Consider the following 19,872-nt stretch of genomic DNA (forward strand, 5'->3'; position numbering starts at 1 on the left):
GCCGTCTGTGGAGAACTCGCTGAGTTACACGCGTGTGATTATCCCCACTGTGGAGAGGCCTGTGGACAACTCGGGCTCACAGGTGTGGACAGCGGTGTGGAGAACCGGCAGAACTGTGGAAACACGGGTGTACCGGGTCGTTCATCCCCAGGGAGCTGTGGAGAGTGGTGCCTGAGGCGGAAACGACGACGCCCGCTGCACCGAGGGTGCAGCGGGCGTGTGGAAGGCGGGGTCGGTCAGCGCCAGCGGGTGGTCATGAGGAAGCCGATGAACATGATGCCGAAGCCGATCAGGATGTTCCACGAGTTCAGGGTGGGGACCGGCAGGGTGCCCTGGGAGATGTAGAACACGATCACCCAGGCGAGGCCGATCAGCATGAAGCCGAACATGACCGGCTTGAACCACACGGGGTTGGGCTGGTCGCCCGCCGTGTCGACCGAGTCGGCTCGGGTCCTCCGGGCGGGCTTGGTGCGGTCCTTGTCCTTGGCCATGGCCGGTATCCTACCGTGAACATGTGTGTGGACGGGCCCCACGGAGCCTCCGCACGACCCTCACGAGTACGGTGAACCGACCATGACCAGGATCCTCGTCGTCGACAACTACGACAGCTTCGTGTACACGCTGAACGGGTACGTCCAGCAGCTCGGCGCGCAGACGGACGTCGTCCGCAACGACGCCTTCCCACCGTCCGAGATCGCCGAGCGCATCGCCGAGTACGACGGCGTGCTGCTGTCACCGGGGCCGGGCACGCCCGCAGACGCCGGGGTGTCCGTCGCCACGGTCCACGCCGCGATCGCCGCCGACAAGCCGTTGCTGGGCGTCTGCCTCGGGCACCAGGCGATCGCCGAGGCGCTCGGCGCGACGGTGACCCATGCCGAGGAGCTCATGCACGGCAAGACGTCCCTGGTCGACCACGACGACAGCGCGCTGTTCGACGGCGTCCCGCACCCCTTCACCGCGACGCGCTACCACTCGCTGGCGATCGTCGACGGCACGGTCCCCGACGCACTCACCGTCACCGCCCGTACCGAGGGCGGCGTCATCATGGGCGTCCAGCACCGGGACGCCCCGGTCTACGGCGTCCAGTTCCACCCCGAGTCCGTGCTGACCGAGGGTGGCTACCGGATGGTCGGCAACTGGCTGGAGACCGCCGGGCTGGCCGGCGCCGCAGCGCGCGCAGCCGGCCTGGGGCCGCTCATCGCGACGCGCCGCGGCTGACCGCACGGTCCGCCACCGATCTGGGCGCGGCCCGGAGTCGGACGGGAGGCCCGTGACGGCCGTGCGCCGGGCCTCCTGTCCGGTGGACCGTCGACCAGGCCTTCGGCGCGATCCGGTGGGTCAGTTGCCGTTGCCCGCGGCGGGGTCCCCGCCGCCCTGCGGCGGTGCCTGCGTGGCAGGCGTGCTGGGCTGCGGGGTGGCAGCGCAGTAGGTGAGGACCACGGTGCTGCCCTGCGCGATGTCGCCCGCGGGCTGGTCCTGCTGCGACACGAGTCCGCCCGTGCACGCGTAGGACGGCTGCTGCTTGACGTCCAGGCCGAGGTTGGCCAGCGTCGAGTTGGCGGTGGCGATCGGCTGCTGGGAGACGTCGGGCAGCTGCACCATGCCGTTCGAGACGGTGAGGTTCACGACCGTGCCCTTGGTGAGCGACGTGCTGGCCGCCGGGTCCGTGCTGAGGACCGTGCCTTCGGGGACCGAGGGCGAGTAGTCGGTGTTGATCGCACCCACCTGGAAGCCCGCGGCCGTCAGGGCGTTCTGTGCCGCGTCCTGCGTCTGGTTCGCCACGTCGGGCACGGCGACCTGCTCCGGTCCGAGCGAGACGACCACGCGGACGTTCTGCTTGCGCGCGACGTTGGTGCCCGAGCGGGGTTCCGTCCGGATCACGGTGCCCTTGGCGACGTCGTCGGAGTTCTCGTCGACCTCGACCGGTACCAGGTCCTTCTGCTCGAAGGCCTTCGACGCCGAGTCGTAGGTCGCACCCACGACGTTCGGGACACTGACCGACGACGAGACGGGCGCCTGGCCGGGCTGCAGGTTCGCGACCCAGAACACCACGCCGCCGATCACGGCGATCGTGAGCAGGATGCCGACCCAGATCCACGCGACCGGCGGCCGGTTCTGCGTGCGCTGAGGACGGTGTTCCTGCGTGTCGTCGAGCTCGCGGAAGGCGACCTCGGGGTTCGAGGTCGTGCGCGGGTTCACCCCGAAGAGCATCGTCGAGGCGTCGTTCGCACTCTGCTGCTGCAGCTTCTTCGACGACGCCGGCACGTGGCCCGCGCCGGCCTGCTCGAGGTCGCGGCGGAACTCGGCCGCGTTCTGGAAGCGGCGCGTGCGGTCCTTCACCAGGGCGTGCAGCGTGACGGCGTCGATCGCCGGTGAGACGGTCGGGACCACCGTCGACGGCGCGACGGGCTGCTCGCTGACGTGCTGGTAGGCGACCGCGACGGGCGAGTCGCCGAGGAACGGCGGACGTCCGGTCAGGAGCTCGAACAGGACGATGCCGGTGGAGTACAGGTCGGTGCGGGCGTCGACGGTCTCGCCGCGGGCCTGCTCCGGGGAGAAGTACGAAGCGGTGCCGAGGATCGAGGTGGTCTGGGCCACGGTGGCCGAGGTGTCGGTGATGGCCCGGGCGATGCCGAAGTCCATCACCTTGACCTGTCCGGTCTGCGTGACCATGACGTTGGCGGGCTTGATGTCGCGGTGCACCACGCCGGCACGGTGGGAGTACTCGAGCGCGGTGAGGATGCCGCTGGTGATGCGGACGGCCTCGTCCGAGTCGACGGGTCCGTCGGCGATCACGTCGCTGAGCGGGCGGCCCTCGACGAACTCCATCACGATGTAGGGCACCTGGACCTCGGCGCCGGACGGCTCGGTCACCGTCTCTTCGCCGGCGTCGTAGACGCGGACGATCGTGGGGTGCGCCATCCGGGCTGCAGCCTGGGCTTCCTGTCGGAACCGGGTGCGGAACGCCGGGTCGTTGGCGAGGCTCGGCTTGAGGAGCTTCACCGCGACGCGCCGGCCCAGCCGGGTGTCCTGCCCGACGTGCACGGTGGCCATGCCGCCCCGACCGATGACGTCACCGATCTCGTAGCGGTTGGCGAGGAACGTGATCCCCGCGGTCACACCTTCAGGCACGTACTCCTCCGAATGTCCGTCGGGGGCAAGTGTACGACAGGGCTCCCTGGTGAGACGCTGGTCGGACGGCCGCCCAGACCAACCGTTACCGGAACGGTGTGGGCGGCCGTCGCGGTCCGCTAGCCCTGGGGCGCGCCCGTCGTCGCGGGGCTGCTGGGCTCACCGGTCGGTGACTGCGTCGTCCACGTGGCGGTCGCCGCGTCCGAGCTCTCGGACGGGGCCAGCGAGCCGCAGGTCACGCTGTACGTGAACGACACCGGTGCCCCGGCAGCGTCGGCCTGGATGACGACCGCGCGCGACGAGGTGTTGCCGGAGGTCGCCCCCGAGCTGTCCTTGCCGCCGGTGACGGTCCACGAGTACCCGGAGACCGTGTACCCGGTGGGGCAGGTCGCTGCCTCCCAGGCGAACGTCACCGAGCCCGTCGACGAGACCGTGCCGGCCGTCGGGGCGTTCGGCTTGTTGACCGTCGGCGGTGCCGTGTACTCGCGGATGTTGATGAGCGTCCCCGGTGCGACGCTGCCCGTCGGCGTGATCGACTGCACCGTGTTCGCCTGGTCGGCCGCCGGGGCGGTGTCGCCGTCCTCGACGTTGACCTCGAGTCCCAGTGCACGCAGGGCGGCGGTGGCCTCGGCGGTGTTGCGGCCGAGGTAGTCGCTCTGGTTGATGAACAGGCGCTGCGGGGTCGGCGTCTGGGTCGGCGTCTTGCTGGGCTTCGGCGACGAGCTGCTCGAGGCACTCGGGGCAGGGTCGGCGTTGCCGTTGTTGAAGGCGAACGCGGCGATCACCGCGCCGGCCACGACCAGGACGGCCACGGCGACGACCCACCAGATCCAGGCGCGCTTCTTCGGCTCGTCGTCCTCGGCGGTGGCGGGCGAGACCGGCGTCCTGGGTCCACCCACCGCGGCGCCCGCCTGGGTGCCGATCAGCGCGGTCGCTGCGTCGTTGCCCTGCGGCGGGTTGAACGCGACGGCGCCGGCGCCGCCGAGGGCGGGGACGGCGACGGTCGCGGCGGCGACGTCTCCGCGGCGGAGTGCCTGTGCGGCACGCGCCAGGTTCGCGGCGGTCGCGGGACGGTCGGCCGGCTTCTTCGCGATGCAGGACATCACCAGGGCGGCCACGGGCTCGGGCACGTCGCTGGGCAGCGCGGGCGGCTGCTCGTTGATGTGCGCCATCGCGATCGCGACCTGCGACTCGCCCGTGAAGGGACGACGGCCGGCGAGGGCCTCGTACGCGACGATCCCGAGGGAGTAGACGTCGGTCGACGGGGATGCCGGGTGGCCGCTGGCCTGCTCCGGGGAGAGGTACTGCACGGTCCCCATGACCTGACCGGTCGCGGTGAGCGGGACCTGGTCGGCGATGCGGGCGATGCCGAAGTCGGTGATCTTGACCCGGCCGTCCGGCGTGATGAGCAGGTTGCCGGGCTTGATGTCGCGGTGGACCAGGCCGACGGCGTGGGCTGCCTGCAGGGCGTTCGCGGTCTGCGCGACGATGTCGAGCACCTTGTCGACCGGCAGGGTGTGCTCGCGCTCGATCATGGTCGAGAGCGCCTCGCCGGGGACGAGCTCCATCACGAGGTAGGCGCTGCCGTCCTCTTCGCCGTAGTCGAAGACGTTGGCGATGCCCTCGTGGTTGACGAGTGCGGCGTGGCGGGCCTCGGCGCGGAAGCGCTCGAGGAACCCGGGGTCGCCGAGGTACTCGTCCTTGAGGATCTTGAGGGCGACCGTGCGGCCGATGACCAGGTCGGTCGCCTGCCACACCTCTCCCATGCCGCCGATCGCGACACGGGAGGAGAGCTGGTACCGCCCACCGAAGGTGAGTCCGCTGGTGGGTCTCATTTGTTCAGCACCGCCTCCATGACGTTCTTCGCGATCGGGGCCGCGACCGTGTTGCCCACGCCGGACTGTCCGCGTCCGCCGCCGTTGCCGACGACGACCGCCACGGCGACCTCCGGGTCGTTCGCAGGCGCGAACCCGGTGAACCAGAGGGTGTACGGGTCGCCCGTCCCGCCCTCGGCGGTCCCGGTCTTGCCGGCGACGTCGACCCCGTCGATCTTCGCATTGGTTCCGGTCCCTGCGCTGACGACGCTCTGCATCGCCTCGGTCAGGTCGGCTGCCTCGGACGACGACAGCGGGTCGCTGTACTGCTTCGGCGTGAAGGACTCGACCGTCTTCAGGTCGCTCGTGGTGATCGAGTCGACGAGCGAGGGCTGCATCACCTTCCCGCCGTTCGCGATGCCGGCCGAGACCATGGCCATCTGCAGCGGGGAGACGCGCACGCTCGCCTGCCCGAACGAGCTCAGCATCAGCTGCGCCGTCGAGTCGACGTCGGGGTACTGGCTCGCGGTCGCCTTCATCGGGACCTCGATCGCGTCGCCGAACCCGTACTTGTCCGCCATCGCCTTGATCGTGTTGTACCCGAGCTTCTGACCGAGTTCGGCGAAGGGGATGTTGCACGAGTACTGGATGGCGGTGCGCAGCGTGACGGTGTCGCCGCCGCCGCACGAGCCGCCCTCGGCGTTGTTGATGTACGTGCTCGTGCCGGGCAGCTGCAGCCGCGAGGGGTTGGGGAACTCAGAGTCGAGGTCGTACTTGCCGCCCTCGAGTGCCGCCGAGGCGACGACGAGCTTGAACACCGATCCGGGCGTGTACAGGTCGCCGCCGATCGCGCGGTTCTGCAGCGGCGTCGGGGTCTTGCCGAGCAGGGCGTCGTACTGCGCCTTGACGTTGGCGGTGTCGTGCGAGGTCAGCGCGTTCGGGTCGTAGTCGGGCTTCGACACCATCGCCAGGATCTTGCCGGTCTTCGGCTGGATGGCGACGACCGCGCCGGTGTTCGACCCGAGGGCGTCGTAGGCCGCCTGCTGCACGGCAGGGTCGATCGTCAGGTTGACGTTGTCGCCCTGCACGTCCTGCCCGGTGAGGATCGCGTTGAGGTTCTGGAAGAACGAGTCGTCGGAGTTGCCCGAGAGCACGGTGTTCTCGGCGCTCTCGATGCCGGTGTTGCCCTGCCCGATGGTGAAGTACCCGGTGACGGCCGAGTACAGCGCGCCGTTGGAGTACTTCCGCTGGTACTTGTACTGGTCGTCGACCGCGGTGGACTCGGCGATCGGGGTCCCGTTGACCAGGATGGCCCCGCGCTTGTTCGAGTAGCTGTCGAGGATCGTCCGCGAGTTGCGCGGGTCGGCGCGCAACGAGTCCGCGGCGAAGAACTGGATCGAGGTCGTCGACACGAAGAGTGCGACGAACATGAGCACGACGACGGTGGAGACGCCGCGGAGCTGCCGTTTCATCGACGCTCCTTCCTGGTCCGCCCGCGTGCGGCCGCTCGGTCGGCGGCCGTGACCTGGCCGCGACCGGAGAGGACACGCTGTTCTGCGGGGATGGAGTCGGTCAGGCGCAGCAGCATCGCCGCGATGATCCAGTTCGCCACCAGGGAGGAACCACCGGCGGCCATGAACGGTGTCGTCAGGCCCGTCACCGGGATGATCCGGGTGATGCCGCCGACGACGACGAAGACCTGCAGCGCGATCGTGAAGCCGAAGCCGATGCCGAGCAGCTTGCCGAAGTCGTCCTGCGCCATGAACCCGACCCGGATGCCACGGGACACCAGCACGATGAAGAGCGCCAGGATCGCGAAGACGCCGATCAGCCCGAGTTCCTCGCCCAGGGAGGCGATGATGTAGTCCGCGTTGGCGACCGGGGTGATGTACGGCCGTCCCTGGCCGAGCCCGGTGCCGGTGATCCCACCGTTCGCGAAGCCGAACAGGCCGTTCACCAGCTGGTAGCTCGCCTGCGTGTCCGCGTAGTACACCGAGTTGGCGAACGGGTTCAGCCACTGCTCGAAGCGCCCCTGGACGTACTCCAGCACGCTCGCTGCCGCCAGGGCACCGCCGACGAACAGCGCGAGGCCGATGAGCACCCAGCTGAGGCGCGCCGTGGCGACGTAGATCATCACGAGGAACAGGCCGAAGTACAGCAGGGCGGTGCCGAGGTCGCGCTGGAACACGAGCACGCTCATCGCGACGCCCCACACGATGAGGATCGGTCCGAGGTCGCGTCCGCGCGGGAACGTCATGCCGAGGAACTTCTTGCCGACGATCGACAGGCTGTCACGGGCGGTGACCAGGTAGCCGGCGAAGAACAGCGCCATCGTGATCTTCGCGAGTTCACCGGGCTGGAACGAGAACGGGCCGATCCGGATCCAGACGCGGGCGCCACCGATGTTCTGGCCGATCCCGGGCAGCATCGGCATCAGCAGCAGCACGATGGTCAGGAGCATGAAGATGTACCGGTAGCGCTGCAGGAACCGGTGGTTCTTCACGAGGATCACCGTGATGATCGCGAAGACCATCGCCAGCAGGGTCCAGACGATCTGCTTGACGCCGATCGCGTCCCAGCCGGTCAGGCCGTTGTGGACGTCGATGCGGTAGATCTCGGCGATGCCGATGCCGTTGAGCACCAGGGCCACCGGCAGGATGAACGGGTCGGCGTTCTTCGCGACGACCCGCAGCACGATGTGCATCACGAGTGCCAGGCCGAGGATGGTGGCGCCGGCCCACAGCACGGACGTGTCGAACAGCCGTCCCTTGGTGCCGAGCTCGACCAGCACCATCGCGCCCGCGCAGATGCCGCACGCGATGACGAGCAGCACGAGCTCGAGGTTGCGTGCCCGTGCCGGCTCACGCAGCTTGATCGTGATGGCCTGGGTCAGCGACGGTGCGGTCGTGGCGGTCACGGCGTGGCCTCCGCAGAGGGAGTCGGTGTCGGCGTCGGGGTCGGCGAGGACGATGCGCCGCCGGAACCGCCCGTGCCGCTCTGGTCCTGGCCGGTCCGGGCAGCGGTGCGCAGGCGGTCGACGATGTCACGGGCGTCGTCGAGGGACTGGGCGTTGATCGTCGAGCGCACGTTCTCGCGCGTGTACTCCGGCAGGTCGGAGACCTCGATCCCGGAGTCCTCGTACACGTCGGACAGCGCGACCGGGCCGATCTGCTGCTGGATGCCCTTGTAGATGGCGACCTGGCCGCGATCCGAGCCGACGTAGTAGTGGTCCTGCACGATGCGCCAGCCGAGGAACACCGCCCCGACGAGGGCGGCGACGGCGAGCACGAGCGCGACCGTCCAGGTGATCCGGCGCCGGACACGACGGCGGCGGTCCTCGGCGATGAGCTCGGCGAAGTACTGGTCGCTCTCCGGCTCGAAGTGCGAGTCCTCGGGCGCCGTGGTGACCTTGAGGGGGTGCAGCAGGATCGTGGGGAGGCGGATCGGCTTGCGCCCGGTCGACGCCTCGAAGGTCAGGGGTGCCGCGGCGGAGCCCACCGTGGTGGCGGCGTCGTCGTCGTCCTCGGCGGGGACCGCGTCGGTGACGTCCATCGCCACGACCGTGACGTTGTCGGGCGCGCCGTGGTCCAGGGTCTCCTTGACCAGCCGCTGCGTGACCTGGTTCGCGTCCATGTTCGACGCGAGGGCGTGCCGGATCCGTTCTTCGGCCAGGTACGAGGACAGCCCGTCCGAGCAGAGCAGCCAGCGGTCGCCCGGCCGGATGTCCATGATCGCGGTGTCGACCTCGGGCGCGGCGTCCACGTCGCCGAGCACGCGCATCAGCACCGAGCGGCGCGGGTGGACCGCGGCTTCCTCGGGGGTGATGCGACCGCTGTCGACCAGGCGCTGCACGAACGTGTGGTCGGACGTGATCTGCTGCAGCTCGCCGTCGCGGAACCGGTAGATCCGCGAGTCGCCGATGTGCGCGATCGCGATCTGGTCGCCGACGCGGATCATCGCGCTGACGGTCGTGCCCATCCCGGTGAGTTCCTGGTGCTCGAAGACCGTCTCGGTGATGAGCTGGTTCGCCGCGATGAGTGCCGACTGCAGGGCGAACTCGGCGTCGTGCGCCGAGGGGAACTCACGGTCGACCTCGCGGATGCGCCGGATCGCGATCGCCGACGCGACGTCACCGCCCGCGTGCCCGCCCATGCCGTCCGCGACCGCGAACAGGTGCGCACCCGCGTAGCCGGAGTCCTGGTTGTTGGCGCGGATGCGCCCCACGTGGGACACAGCGGCGCTCAGCGTGCGAGCCGTCATCCGCGCCTACCGCCGCAGCTCGAACGTCGTCGTCCCGATGGTGATCGGCGTCCGTTCCGCGACGGTCATCGGTGCCGTCACCTTCTGTCCGTCGACGAACGTGCCGTTCGTCGACTCGAGGTCGACGACGACCCAGCCCGACGACTGCAGTTCGAGTCGGGCGTGGTGTGTCGAGGTGTAGTCGTCGCGGATCACGACGTTGCTCTCGCTGGAGCGTCCGATGGTGATGGGGCCGCGGCCGAGGGGCATCTCCATGCCCTCACGCGCGCCCTCGGTGATCACCAGGCGTGTGGCGACGTCCGTCGCGGTCTGCTGCGTGCCCGACGACCGGCCCTGCTCGATGAGTTCGGTGAACGCCCCGGCACCGCCGCCTCCGCCCGCGGCCGCACCGGCAGCGGGGATCGTCGGCGTGGTCGGACCGACCGGAGCGCCCTTGGGGTTCGTGGGGATCGTGCGCACGCGCTGGCCGAAGAGGTCGCTCCGCAGCGCGAAGACGATCACGAAGACGAACAGCCACAGCACCGCGAGGAACGCGAAGCGCAGGACGAGCAGTGTCAGTCCTGTGGTCATCGCGCACCTCCGTCGTTCTCCGGGATCACCCGGAACACCATACGGGTACGACCGATCTCGATGGTCGAATCCGGCTCGACGATGGCCTGTTGGAAGCGTTCGCCGTTCAGCTTCGAGCCGTTCGTGGACCCCAGGTCGTTGGCCTGCGCGTGCTTGCCGTCCCAGACGACCTCGACGTGCTTGCGGCTGGTGCCGGTGTCCGCGACGGTGATGTCGGCGTCGGTCCCACGTCCGATGACCGTGCGACCGCGCTGCAGCCGGTGCCGCTGCGAGCCGATGTCGAGCACGGCCACCCAGGCGACGTCGCGTTGCACGGTCGTGGAGTCGATCTGCAGGATGCCGGTCGAGAGCGTGCCGTCCTGCTGGAGCCGGATGGTGACGGGGCCGGAGAACGAGTAGTTCTGCGCGACGGCGTGCTGCTGCACCATCTGCGTCAGCTCGTCGATGAGCGGTCGGCCGACGTCGGTCATGCGCGAGCAGTCCGGCGGCGACAGGCGCACGGTGAACTCGTTCGGCACCAGGATGCGGTCGCGTGAGACGACGGCGGCCTTGGTGTCGAGCTCGCGGCGGAGCGCGCTGGAGATCTCCACCGGCTGCACGCCGGAGCGGAAGGTCTTGGCGAACGTGCCGTTGACGGCGCGCTCCAGCCCCCGCTCGAAGCTGTCCAGCAGTCCCATGGGTCTCCCACGTTCTCGGGTCGATGACTCCTGCATGGTAGTCGGCGTCAGCTGGGCCAGTCTGTGCGTGGTAGTGTTCTGGGGCTGGCGCGAGTGGCGGAATTGGTAGACGCGCACGGTTCAGGTCCGTGTGCTGGAAACGGCGTGGGGGTTCAAGTCCCCCCTCGCGCACCAGAGCTCCTCCGGGAGCGAGCACGACGAAGGCCCCGATCACGAGATCGGGGCCTTCGTCATTCCACGGGCGCCCGTCCTACGGGCCTTCGTCATTGCACCGGCCTACGCTCGCCCGCATGAGCAGCAGCAAGCGCGTCGTCGTGATCGGTGGCAGCGGCCACATCGGCACCTTCCTGGTCCCCCGACTGGTCCGCGCAGGGCACCAGGTCGTGAACATCAGCCGAGGCCAGCGGCGTGCGTACGCCGACGCGCCCGAGTGGGACCAGGTCGAGCAGGTCGTGGCCGACCGCGAACGCGAGGACCGTGACGGCACCTTCCCGGACCGCATCGCAGACCTGCACGCGGACGTCGTCGTCGACCTGGTGTGCTTCACGCTCGAGTCCGCCTCGGCGCTCGTCGAACGCCTGCGTGGGCAGGACGTGCACCTGCTGCACTGCGGCTCGATCTGGCGTGCCGGCCCGAGCCAGGTGCTCCCGATCACCGAGGAGAACGCCACGCCGCCGGTCGGCACCTACGGGGTCGAGAAGGACCGGATCGCCCGGATGCTCAAGCAGGAGACCGCCGATGGTGGTGTCGTCACGACGTCGTTGCACCCGGGGCACATCAGCGGCCCGGGTTGGGCGCCGATCGGTCCGGTGGGCAACCTCGACCCGTCGGTCTGGCGCACGCTCGCCACCGGCGGCACCCTCGCGATCCCGGGCATCGGCACCGAGACGATGGCGCACGTGCACGCCGACGACGTCGCGCAGGCGTTCGAGCTCGCCATCGAGCACCGGGACGCGGCGTCCGGTGAGGACTTCTCCGTGGTCGCCGCCGACGCCCTGAACGTGCGCGGCTACGCGATGCTCGCCGCGTCGTGGTTCGGCCAGGAGGCGCGGCTGGAGTCCGTCTCGTGGGACCGGTTCCGCGAGTCCACCGACCAGGACGCGGCCGGTGCCAGCTGGGACCACCTGTCCCGCAGCCAAGTCTTCAGCATCGAGAAGGCGCGTCGGCTGCTCGGCTACGCACCCCGGTACACGGCGGGGGAGACCGTGGAGTCCGCGGTCCGTTGGCTCGTCGACCACGACGAACTGGACGTCCCCGCGTTCCACTGAGGCGCGTCGGGGACGGGGAGCGCGACGAAGGCGGCCCAGACGTCCGCCCGGGTCGCGAACCGACCGAGGTCGCGGTCGAGCAGCCGTCCGGCGTGCTCCACGCGGGCGCGGACCGTGTGCCGGTGGACACCGAGGACCCGTGCGGCTCGGTCGTGCTCGCAGTCCTGCTCGAGCCAGGTCCGGAGGGTCCGGGTCAGCTCGGACCCGTTCGCGGCGTCGTGGTCGGTCAGCGGAGCGAGCACCGCGCGGGCGATGTCGCCGGCGTCCGAGTGCGCGAGGTGCGCCATCAGGCCCTCTCGCGCCAGGTCGCCGAACGCGAGGATCCCGGACCGACCCGTACGGGACCGGCTGAGGGCCTGGACGGCCTCGGAGCGGGCCCGCGCGAACGCGCGCCAGGGCGTCCCGTCCGACAGTCCTGCGTGCAGGCCGAACCGGTCGGTCAGTCTCCGGACGGTGTCCACGCCGTCGGCGTCGTCGGCCACAGACACGAACAGGTCGTCGTCGACCGCGAAGAACAGGTGCCCGGGTCGCTCCTGCACCCACAGCTCGAGGAGGTCGACCACGGTGTCACGATCGGCGTCGTCGACGTGCACGGCGGCGACCCGGACGGGTTCGGTGGGCAGCGGTCCCCAGAGCTCGCGCGAGGTCGTGTCGACGACTTCGGCGTTGCCGGACGACAGCATCGTGAGCAGTCCGGCGCGCAGGAGCCCTCGTGCGACGCCGAGCTCCCGGTTCTGCTGCAGGGCGAGTCCGGCCAGCGCGATGACGGCGGTGACGACCTGTCGTCCGGCGTGGTCGAGGGAGCCCGTCGCGATCGCGAGGACACCGTCGAGGTGCCCTCCCGATCCGAGCGTCTGCAGGGTGAAACCCCCTGCGGCGGTGCTCATCGGCAGGCTCGCGCGCTGTCCGCCGCGGAGGAGCCGAACGCCCTCGACCTGCAGGCGTGCCCGTTCGTCGTCGGGGATGCCGTCCTCGGGGAAGGCCCGGTCGATCCGCCCGGACGCGTCGAGCAGTCCGACCCAGCAGTCGAGCTGGCGGGACAGCTCGGCGAGCGTGGCACCGAGGCCGTCAGGGCGCATCGCGGCGAGGGCGACGGCGCGCTGCGCGGCGACCGCCCAGGCGTCCCGGGCGTTCGCGTCCCGCGCGACGGCCTCGGCGTTCGCCTGCACGACCTGGATGAAGGACGTCTCGTAGGGGACCTCGAAGAGCGGCAGGCCGTGCGTGCGACAGGCCGTGACGAGTGCCTCGGGTGTGCCGGCCCGGACGACCTCGGTGCCGAAGCCGAGCGCCACAACGCCCTGGTCGGCGAGGCGACGGACGTAGGCGTCCGCGACGGCGTGCGGGTCATCGGCGTCCGGGTCGAACTGCGTGCCGGTGGTCAGGAGCGCCTGACCCCGGGTCAGGAACGGTGTCGGGTCCGGCAGGTCGGAGCTGTGCACCCACGCGATCGGCCGGTCGAGTCCTGCATGTCCCTCGGTGAGCAGGCGCAGGCCGAGGTCACCGCGGCTGAGGAGGGAGCGCAGCGTCGTGGACATGGCTACACTGTATCCACGACGGCGAACATCGTGGGCCCTGGTGTACACGGCGGACAGTGAGCTTCACGCTGCCTCGCTCCTACGCTCGTCGCATGTCCTCCACAGTCGTCCACCCCACCACCACCGGCGGACCGGGCCTGCCGCAGGAGCGCCGGCTCGTCACGCCGGTCCCCGGCCCGCGGTCCACGGAGCTGCTCGCGCGCAAGGCCGCGGCCGTCCCGAGCGGTGTCGGCGTCGCCGTCCCGATCGCGGTCGTCGCCGCCGGCGGTGGGGTCGTCGTCGACGCCGACGGCAACTCGCTGATCGACCTGGGGTCCGGCATCGCCGTGACCTCGGTCGGGAACGCGCACCCCGGTGTCGTGGCAGCCGTGACCGCGCAGGCCGCCGCGTTCACCCACACGTGCTTCACGATCGCCGCCTACGACGGGTACGTCGCGGTCGCCGAGGCGCTGAACCGCCTGACCCCGGGCGACCACGACAAGCGGACCGCCCTGTTCAACTCCGGCGCCGAGGCGGTCGAGAACGCGGTCAAGGTCGCCCGCAGTCACACCGGGCGCCAGGCCGTCGTGGTGTTCGACCACGCCTACCACGGCCGGACGAACCTGACGCTGGCGCTGACGGCGAAGAACCAGCCGTACAAGAGCGGGTTCGGTCCGTTCGCGCCCGAGGTCTACCGGGTGCCGATGTCATACCCCTTCCGCGACGGGCTCTCGGGCGCCGAGGCAGCGAAGCGGGCCATCACCCAGATCGAGAAGCAGGTCGGGGCGGAGAACACCGCCGCCGTGCTCATCGAGCCGATCCAGGGCGAGGGCGGGTTCGTCGTCCCGGCGCCCGGGTTCCTGCCCGCGATCGCCGCGTGGGCGAGGGCGAACGACGTCGTGTTCATCGCCGACGAGGTCCAGACGGGGTTCGCCCGGACCGGAGCGATGTTCGCCAGCGACCACGAGGGTGTCGTGCCCGACATCGTGACCACCGCCAAGGGCATCGCGGGCGGACTGCCCCTGTCGGCCGTCACCGGTCGAGCCGAGATCATGGACGCGCCGCAGGTCGGCGGACTCGGCGGCACGTACGCCGGCAACCCGCTCGCGTGCGCGGCGGCTCTGGCCGCGATCGACGCGTTCGAGCACGACGGCCTGGTCGAACGTGCCCGCGCGATCGAGACCATCGTCCTCGACGCGCTCCGCCTGGCGCAGCAGGAGGACCCCCGCATCGGCGACGTCCGTGGCCGTGGGGCGATGCTCGCGATGGAGCTGGTCGACCCTGTGACGGGTGACCCCGACCCCGCGTTGACTGGTCGGGTGGTGCGGTACGCCTTCGAACACGGCGTGATCGCGCTCACCGCCGGGACGTACGGCAACGTCGTGCGCTTCCTGCCACCCCTGTCGATCGACGACGCACTGCTGTCCGAGGGCCTCGGCGTGGTGCTGGAAGGACTCGCCCTCGCATGAGCGACACCATGACGACCACCACCGAGCAGGAGCTGCTCGCCCGCGTGCCCACTGGGCTGTTCATCGACGGCCGCTGGCAGGACGCGTCGGACGGCGCTACCTTCGCGGTCCACGACCCGTCGACCGGTGCCGTGCTGGCGACCGTCGCGAGCGCGAACGCGACCGACGGCGTCCGCGCGCTCGACGCTGCGGACGGTGCCCGGGCCTCCTGGGCGGCCACCCCACCACGACGCCGCGGTGAGCTGCTGCGCGCCGCCTTCGACCTGCTGCAGGAACGACGCGACGACTTCGCGCTCCTGATGACCCTGGAGATGGGCAAGCCGCTGGCCGAGGCCAGCGGTGAGGTCACCTACGGCGGTGAGTTCCTGCGCTGGTTCGCCGAGGAAGCGGTCCGGATCGGCGGCTCGTACGGCACCAACCCCGAGGGCACCGGGCGGACGATCGTCTCGCACAAGCCCGTCGGCCCCGCGTACCTGATCACCCCGTGGAACTTCCCGCTGGCGATGGCGACGCGCAAGATCGCCCCCGCGCTCGCCGCCGGGTGCACCGTCGTCGTGAAGCCCGCCGAGCTCACGCCGTTGACCACGTTGCTCTTCGTCGACCTGCTGCGCGAGGTCGGCGTGCCGGACGGCGTCGTCAACGTCGTCCCGACGGCATCGGCCGCCGCGGTCTCCGAACCGGTCATCGCCGACCCACGGCTGCGGAAGCTCTCCTTCACGGGATCGACCCCCGTCGGTCGGACCCTGCTCGCCCAGGCGTCGCAGAACGTCCTCCGCACCAGCATGGAGCTCGGCGGCAACGCCCCGTTCCTGGTGTTCGCCGACGCCGACCTGGACGAGGCCGTCACCGGTGCCCTCGCGGCGAAGTTCCGGAACACCGGCCAGGCCTGCACCGCGGCGAACCGCTTCATCGTGCACCAGGACGTCGCCGAGGAGTTCGCCCGCAAGGTCACCGAGCGCGTCGCCGCGATGCCGGTCGGACGCGGCACGGAGGACGGGGTCGCGATCGGACCGCTCATCGACGACCGCGCAGTCGCGAAGGCCGAGCGCCTGGTCGCCGACGCTGTGTCCCGCGGTGCCGTCGTCCGGACCGGTGGTCACGCCGTCGAGGGTCCCGGGACGTTCTTCGAGCCGACCGTGCTGACCGACGTGCAGCCCGGCAGTGAGATCCTGCGGGACGAGATCTTCGGACCCGTGCTGGCGATCAGCACGTTCGCCACCGACGACGAGGCCGTCCACGCCGCGAACGACACCGAGTACGGGCTGGTGGCGTACGCGTTCACCGAGGACCCGGCGCGCGGTCAGCGGCTGATGGAGCGGCTGGAGACCGGGATGCTCGGCCTGAACACCGGCGTGGTCTCGAACGCATCGGCACCGTTCGGCGGCGTCAAACAGTCCGGCGTCGGGCGTGAGGGCGGGGCCGAGGGCATCGCCGAGTACCTCGAGACGATGTACACGCTGACCCCGGACCCCTTCCGACGGTGAGCAGCCCGGTCAGTCCCGGCGCATCTCGCGGGTCGGTCCCAGAGCACCGGTGAACTCGGTGCCCTGGGACCGGAAGCCGACCTTCTCGTAGCCGCGCGCCGCACGGTCGTTGTCCGCGTGCACGTACAGCCGGAGCGGTGCGTCGGCCCAGCCGGCGATCGCGTCGAACAGGGCGGCGAGCACCGCGCCGCCGCGTGCGTCCGGAGTGACGAACACCCCAACGACCGAACACCCGTCGCGGGGGACCGTGCGGCCCTCGTAGTCCTGCTCGCCGGCGCGCTCGCGGAGTCCGGTCGCAGACCCGACCCACGTCCCCGACGCGTCCTCGGCGACGAACTGCCGCACCGCAGCACCGTCGCCGGCATCGACGGAACCGCCGGCGGTGCGCTCGCGCCAGAAGTCGTCGGTGAGCGACGCGGTGTGTTCGGCGCTGTCGGTGAACGCGATCGCGGCAGCGGGGTCGTGCACGGCCTCGACGCGGAGCGCGCGCACCCGCTCCCACTCGTCGGCGCGGACGGGGCGGACGGCGAAGTCGAGCATCACCGCAGTCTCGCACGTCGCGGCGCCCGCCCGTGACCCGGTCTACGGGCGGTCCTGAGCCGGTGCTTCGCGGCGCGGGGGTACCGTCCGGGCCAAGAGCGACACGACACCCGGCGGATCCAGCAGCCCCACGGACGACGAGCAGCAGTACACGGAGGACCTGCCCGACGGGTCGTCCACCGGCGACGCAACGCAAGACCCGCAGCAGGACAGCGACGTCGACTCCGGCGGCGAGCCGGCCGACCCGTCCTGATCGCGAGCCGAGAGCGACGCGGTGCGCTCGGCACTGTCGACGAACGCGATCGCGGCAGCAGGATCGTGCACGGCTTCGACGCGGAGCGCGCGCACGCGGGCCCACTCATCGGCGCGGACGGGGCGGACGGTGGCGTCGAGCATCACCGCAGTCTCGCAGATGACCTTCCACCCTTCAGATCACTGGAACATTGCGTTCTGCATTTGTGTACCAATATCGTGTTCTCACCCGCAGTGGAGCGGGCTCTTCCAAGGAGGACTCGATGACGAAGAACTGGATGAGGACCGCGTTGGCGGTGACGCTGAGCGCAGGTCTGGTCCTGAGTGCCACTCCGGCGCTCGCCGACGTGCAGAGCAAGGACGACCCACCCTCCGTGCAGGACCGCACCGATCGGCTCGTCGCTGGCGTGGATGAAGCGAAGAAGGTCTTCGACGGTCGCACAGCGGCGGACGCGGGGGCGAGCGCGCGGGACGTGAACGACTTCGCGGTCGGTTTCGTCGCTGCGGGCGGAACGGTGACGAACGTTGCCGTCGCACAGTCGGAAGTCGATCGCCTCCGCGGGAATGCTGCTGCGATGCGAGCCTGTTCCGGCAGGAACTCCGCAGATGTGACAGGGCTGCAGGCCAACGTCTACCTCGACTCCTGCAACGCGAGCCGGATCGTCGCTGGGCTGGCTGGGGGCGCGGGTGTCGCCGCTCTCGTCGGCATCATCACCGCGGCGACTGGCATCGGTGGTGCGGCAGGGGGGATCGCGGCCGCACTGCTCTCCATCGGCTCGGCCGCAGTCGCGTACTGCGGCTCGAACGGGCGTGGCATCGGGTTCCACGTGCTGCCGGTGGGGCCGCCTTGGAGCCGGTCTCAGTGAACCGCGTCGATCCGAGGACGTCGCGCTTGCGACCCGTCGACGCGGTCCTCATCTCACTGGCATCGATGCTCCTCGGAGCGGGCGTGGCGACGATGGCGTGGTCCGTCTGGACCCCTGAGGGAACCCCCCTCTGGGACCGGTCGATGACGCTCGGGAGTGCTCTCGCGATCGGGGCCGCGATGGTCGGGTGTGTCGGGACGATCCTGACTCGGCGACGTCAGCGTCAGGCCTGAGCGGCTGGAGGAACGGACTGGAGGCCCGGTGCCAGCTGGCACCGGGCCTCCTGTCCGTCTGTCGTCCGGTCCGTCAGCCGATGCGGATGAGCTTCTTGTTGACGAACTCGTCGGCGCCGAGCGCGCCGAGCTCGCGGCCGAAGCCGCTCGCCTTGACCCCGCCGAACGGCAGCTCCGGGCTGTCCGCGCCGACGATGTTGACGTAGACCATGCCGGCCTCGATCCGGTCCGCGACGCGGAGTGCCTGGTCGGCGTCCGTCGTGAACAGGTACGAGCCCAGGCCGTAGGGGGTGTCGTTGGCCAGTCGGACGGCGTCGTCCTCGTCGGCGACCCGGTACACCGCGGCGACGGGGCCGAAGAACTCCTCGCGGTAGGCGTCGTTGTCGGGCGTGACGCCCGTCAGCACGGTCGGGGTGAAGGCGTTGCCGGTGCGCTGGCCGCCGGTCTCGACGGTGGCGCCCTGCGCGGTCGCGGCCTCGAGCTGTTCCTGCAGCCGGTCGGCCGCGGCGGTGGAGGACAGCGGGCCGAGCTCGGCGCCGGGCACCGACGGGTCGGACGGCGCGACGGCGGACATCGCCGCCGTGAACTTCGCCAGGAAGTCGTCGTACAGGTCGTCGGCGACCAGGAACCGCTTGGCCGCGTTGCAGACCTGCCCGTTGCCCTCGAGCCGGGTCGCCACGGCGGACTCGACGACGGCGTCCAGGTCGTCGGTCGACAGCAGGATGAACGGGTCGGAACCGCCGAGCTCCAGGACGACCTTTGTCAGGTTGCGTCCGGCGATCTCGGCGACGGCTGCACCGGCTCGGGCGGAGCCGGTCAGGGAGACACCACGGACGCGGGGGTCGGCGATCACGTCGGCGACCTGCTCGTTCGACGCGAAGACGTTCGTGTACGCCCCGGCCGGGAAGCCGGCGTCGGTGAAGACCTGCTCGATCGCCAGCGCCGACTCCGGGCACTGCGGCGCGTGCTTGAGCAGGACGCTGTTCCCGATGAGCAGGTTCGGACCGGCGAACCGGGCGATCTGGTACGCGGGGAAGTTCCACGGCATGATCCCGAGCACGACGCCGATCGAGGCCCTGCGGATGAAGGCGCTGCCCTCGGACCCGGCTGCGAGGGTGATGGGCTGGTCGGCGAGGAACTCCTCGGCGTGGTCGGCGTGGTGGTCGTAGATGTCCGCGCAGAAGTCGATCTCGCCCAGGGCCTGGTCGATCGGCTTCGCCATCTCGCGCACGATCGTGGCCGCCAGCTCCGCTCGACGCTCGCGGTACAGCTCGGCGACGCGGTGCAGCAGCGCAGCGCGGTCGGCGACGAAGCTCGTGTCCTCGGCGTGCGCCCGGTCGGCGGCCGCGATCACGTCCCGGAGCGCGTGGTCGGTGATCGTCGGGAAGGTCCGGAGCACCTCGCCGCTGGTCGGGTCGGTCACGGCGTAGAGGGCGGTGGTCATGCGTGCTCCTGTCGCAGGTCGACCGGGGAGCCGTCGCCCGCCATCGGTCACGTGACCCGAACTGTACCCACTCGACCGGTGCTCGGAACCAACCCGGCGCCGGCTGGGACGCAGCGGGGAGGACCCTCAGCCCAGCGGGCGTGCCGGGCGGTCGGTTCCCGGCACTGCTCCCTACGCTCGGTCTTCCCATGCAGCACACATCCCGCACCAAGGTCGTCGTCACGACCGTCGTGGTCCTGACCGTCCTGACCGCGGCGAACATCGGTGTGGCCGCGACCTGGTGGGGACGCTCCGCCACCGCCGCGCCCGGAGCCGTCGCGACCGCCACCCCGACGTCGTCAGGGCCCGC

The 19,872-nt window shown here is 70.6% G+C and carries 16 protein-coding genes and 1 tRNA gene; 6 read left to right on the top strand and 11 right to left on the bottom strand.

What is annotated here, in order from left to right; genetic code table 11:
* Positions 1–236: 236 nt before the first annotated feature.
* Positions 237–491 (bottom strand): cell division protein CrgA, encoded by a 255-nt coding sequence (locus tag BIU90_RS08150; RefSeq protein ID WP_071299701.1) that lies wholly within the window; start codon positions 489–491, stop codon positions 237–239.
* Positions 492–573: 82 nt separating this feature from the next.
* Here BIU90_RS08150 and BIU90_RS08155 point away from each other — a divergent pair, with 82 nt between their 5' ends.
* Positions 574–1,218, top strand: a complete 645-nt coding sequence (locus tag BIU90_RS08155; protein WP_071299702.1) for an aminodeoxychorismate/anthranilate synthase component II — start codon at positions 574–576, stop codon at positions 1,216–1,218.
* Between the two features lie 120 nt (positions 1,219–1,338).
* Here the strand turns inward: BIU90_RS08155 and pknB are convergent, their stop codons facing one another.
* The 7 genes from pknB to BIU90_RS08190 all read right to left on the bottom strand — a co-directional run bounded on the left by pknB (position 1,339) and on the right by BIU90_RS08190 (position 10,453).
* Complete coding sequence (pknB, locus tag BIU90_RS08160) at positions 1,339–3,132, bottom strand: Stk1 family PASTA domain-containing Ser/Thr kinase (protein ID WP_302847389.1); 1,794 nt, start codon at positions 3,130–3,132, stop codon at positions 1,339–1,341.
* A gap of 119 nt (positions 3,133–3,251) precedes the next feature.
* Positions 3,252–4,967: a serine/threonine-protein kinase gene (locus BIU90_RS08165; protein WP_071299703.1), complete on the bottom strand. Its 1,716-nt coding sequence runs from the start codon at positions 4,965–4,967 to the stop codon at positions 3,252–3,254.
* Positions 4,964–6,418, bottom strand: coding sequence for a penicillin-binding protein 2 (locus tag BIU90_RS08170; protein ID WP_071299704.1), 1,455 nt, complete (start codon positions 6,416–6,418; stop codon positions 4,964–4,966). Before BIU90_RS08170 ends, BIU90_RS08165 begins: the two co-directional genes overlap by 4 nt.
* Complete coding sequence (locus BIU90_RS08175; protein ID WP_071299705.1) at positions 6,415–7,863, bottom strand: FtsW/RodA/SpoVE family cell cycle protein; 1,449 nt, start codon at positions 7,861–7,863, stop codon at positions 6,415–6,417. Before BIU90_RS08175 ends, BIU90_RS08170 begins: the two co-directional genes overlap by 4 nt.
* Positions 7,860–9,206, bottom strand: a complete 1,347-nt coding sequence (locus tag BIU90_RS08180; protein WP_071299706.1) for a Stp1/IreP family PP2C-type Ser/Thr phosphatase — start codon at positions 9,204–9,206, stop codon at positions 7,860–7,862. Before BIU90_RS08180 ends, BIU90_RS08175 begins: the two co-directional genes overlap by 4 nt.
* Before the next feature lie 6 nt (positions 9,207–9,212).
* Positions 9,213–9,776, bottom strand: a complete 564-nt coding sequence (locus BIU90_RS08185; RefSeq protein WP_071299707.1) for an FHA domain-containing protein — start codon at positions 9,774–9,776, stop codon at positions 9,213–9,215.
* Positions 9,773–10,453: a DUF3662 and FHA domain-containing protein gene (locus BIU90_RS08190; protein ID WP_071299708.1), complete on the bottom strand. Its 681-nt coding sequence runs from the start codon at positions 10,451–10,453 to the stop codon at positions 9,773–9,775. Before BIU90_RS08190 ends, BIU90_RS08185 begins: the two co-directional genes overlap by 4 nt.
* 87 nt (positions 10,454–10,540) lie before the next feature.
* On the opposite strand from BIU90_RS08190, the gene BIU90_RS08195 reads away from it, so the two are divergent.
* Positions 10,541–10,627, top strand: a tRNA-Leu gene (locus tag BIU90_RS08195).
* A 116-nt stretch (positions 10,628–10,743) separates the two neighbouring features.
* On the top strand, positions 10,744–11,721 hold the full coding sequence (locus tag BIU90_RS08200) for an NAD(P)-dependent oxidoreductase (RefSeq protein WP_071299709.1): 978 nt from the start codon (positions 10,744–10,746) through the stop codon (positions 11,719–11,721).
* On the opposite strand, the gene BIU90_RS08205 is transcribed toward BIU90_RS08200, so the two are convergent.
* Positions 11,628–13,256, bottom strand: coding sequence for a PucR family transcriptional regulator ligand-binding domain-containing protein (locus tag BIU90_RS08205; protein WP_071299710.1), 1,629 nt, complete (start codon positions 13,254–13,256; stop codon positions 11,628–11,630). The genes BIU90_RS08200 and BIU90_RS08205 overlap by 94 nt on opposite strands.
* A gap of 92 nt (positions 13,257–13,348) precedes the next feature.
* Between BIU90_RS08205 and gabT the strand changes: the two genes are divergently transcribed.
* The gene (gabT, locus tag BIU90_RS08210) at positions 13,349–14,704 is read left to right on the top strand and encodes a 4-aminobutyrate--2-oxoglutarate transaminase (protein ID WP_071299711.1); all 1,356 of its coding nucleotides are present in this window, start codon (positions 13,349–13,351) and stop codon (positions 14,702–14,704) included.
* 8 nt (positions 14,705–14,712) lie between these two features.
* Positions 14,713–16,188 carry an NAD-dependent succinate-semialdehyde dehydrogenase gene (locus BIU90_RS08215; RefSeq protein ID WP_071299801.1) on the top strand — a complete coding sequence of 492 codons (1,476 nt, stop codon included), beginning with the start codon at positions 14,713–14,715 and terminating at the stop codon, positions 16,186–16,188.
* Between the two features lie 9 nt (positions 16,189–16,197).
* On the opposite strand, the gene BIU90_RS08220 is transcribed toward BIU90_RS08215, so the two are convergent.
* On the bottom strand, positions 16,198–16,728 hold the full coding sequence (locus BIU90_RS08220; protein ID WP_071299802.1) for a GNAT family N-acetyltransferase: 531 nt from the start codon (positions 16,726–16,728) through the stop codon (positions 16,198–16,200).
* 542 nt (positions 16,729–17,270) lie between these two features.
* Here BIU90_RS08220 and BIU90_RS08230 point away from each other — a divergent pair.
* Positions 17,271–17,846, top strand: coding sequence for a hypothetical protein (locus BIU90_RS08230; RefSeq protein ID WP_139195175.1), 576 nt, complete (start codon positions 17,271–17,273; stop codon positions 17,844–17,846).
* A 306-nt stretch (positions 17,847–18,152) separates the two neighbouring features.
* Here the strand turns inward: BIU90_RS08230 and BIU90_RS08240 are convergent, their stop codons facing one another.
* A complete protein-coding gene (locus tag BIU90_RS08240; RefSeq protein WP_071299715.1) occupies positions 18,153–19,523 on the bottom strand; it encodes an NAD-dependent succinate-semialdehyde dehydrogenase in 1,371 nt (456 codons plus the stop codon).
* Between the last annotated feature and the right edge of the window lie 349 nt (positions 19,524–19,872).

Origin of the sequence: Curtobacterium sp. MCBA15_001 (assembly GCF_001864835.1) — a bacterium.
Classification (GTDB): domain Bacteria; phylum Actinomycetota; class Actinomycetes; order Actinomycetales; family Microbacteriaceae; genus Curtobacterium.

Excerpts from the sequence above, each read along its gene's own strand:
- BIU90_RS08205 (WP_071299710.1), bottom strand. The coding sequence starts at position 13,256 with ATGTCCACGACGCTGCGCTCCCTCCTCAGCCGCGGTGACCTCGGCCTG.
- BIU90_RS08180 (WP_071299706.1), bottom strand. The coding sequence starts at position 9,206 with ATGACGGCTCGCACGCTGAGCGCCGCTGTGTCCCACGTGGGGCGCATC.
- gabT (WP_071299711.1), top strand. The coding sequence starts at position 13,349 with ATGTCCTCCACAGTCGTCCACCCCACCACCACCGGCGGACCGGGCCTG.
- BIU90_RS08150 (WP_071299701.1), bottom strand. The coding sequence starts at position 491 with ATGGCCAAGGACAAGGACCGCACCAAGCCCGCCCGGAGGACCCGAGCC.
- BIU90_RS08200 (WP_071299709.1), top strand. The coding sequence starts at position 10,744 with ATGAGCAGCAGCAAGCGCGTCGTCGTGATCGGTGGCAGCGGCCACATC.
- BIU90_RS08185 (WP_071299707.1), bottom strand. The coding sequence starts at position 9,776 with ATGACCACAGGACTGACACTGCTCGTCCTGCGCTTCGCGTTCCTCGCG.
- BIU90_RS08155 (WP_071299702.1), top strand. The coding sequence starts at position 574 with ATGACCAGGATCCTCGTCGTCGACAACTACGACAGCTTCGTGTACACG.
- BIU90_RS08190 (WP_071299708.1), bottom strand. The coding sequence starts at position 10,453 with ATGGGACTGCTGGACAGCTTCGAGCGGGGGCTGGAGCGCGCCGTCAAC.
- BIU90_RS08165 (WP_071299703.1), bottom strand. The coding sequence starts at position 4,967 with ATGAGACCCACCAGCGGACTCACCTTCGGTGGGCGGTACCAGCTCTCC.
- BIU90_RS08170 (WP_071299704.1), bottom strand. The coding sequence starts at position 6,418 with ATGAAACGGCAGCTCCGCGGCGTCTCCACCGTCGTCGTGCTCATGTTC.
- BIU90_RS08215 (WP_071299801.1), top strand. The coding sequence starts at position 14,713 with ATGACGACCACCACCGAGCAGGAGCTGCTCGCCCGCGTGCCCACTGGG.
- BIU90_RS08240 (WP_071299715.1), bottom strand. The coding sequence starts at position 19,523 with ATGACCACCGCCCTCTACGCCGTGACCGACCCGACCAGCGGCGAGGTG.
- BIU90_RS08220 (WP_071299802.1), bottom strand. The coding sequence starts at position 16,728 with ATGCTCGACTTCGCCGTCCGCCCCGTCCGCGCCGACGAGTGGGAGCGG.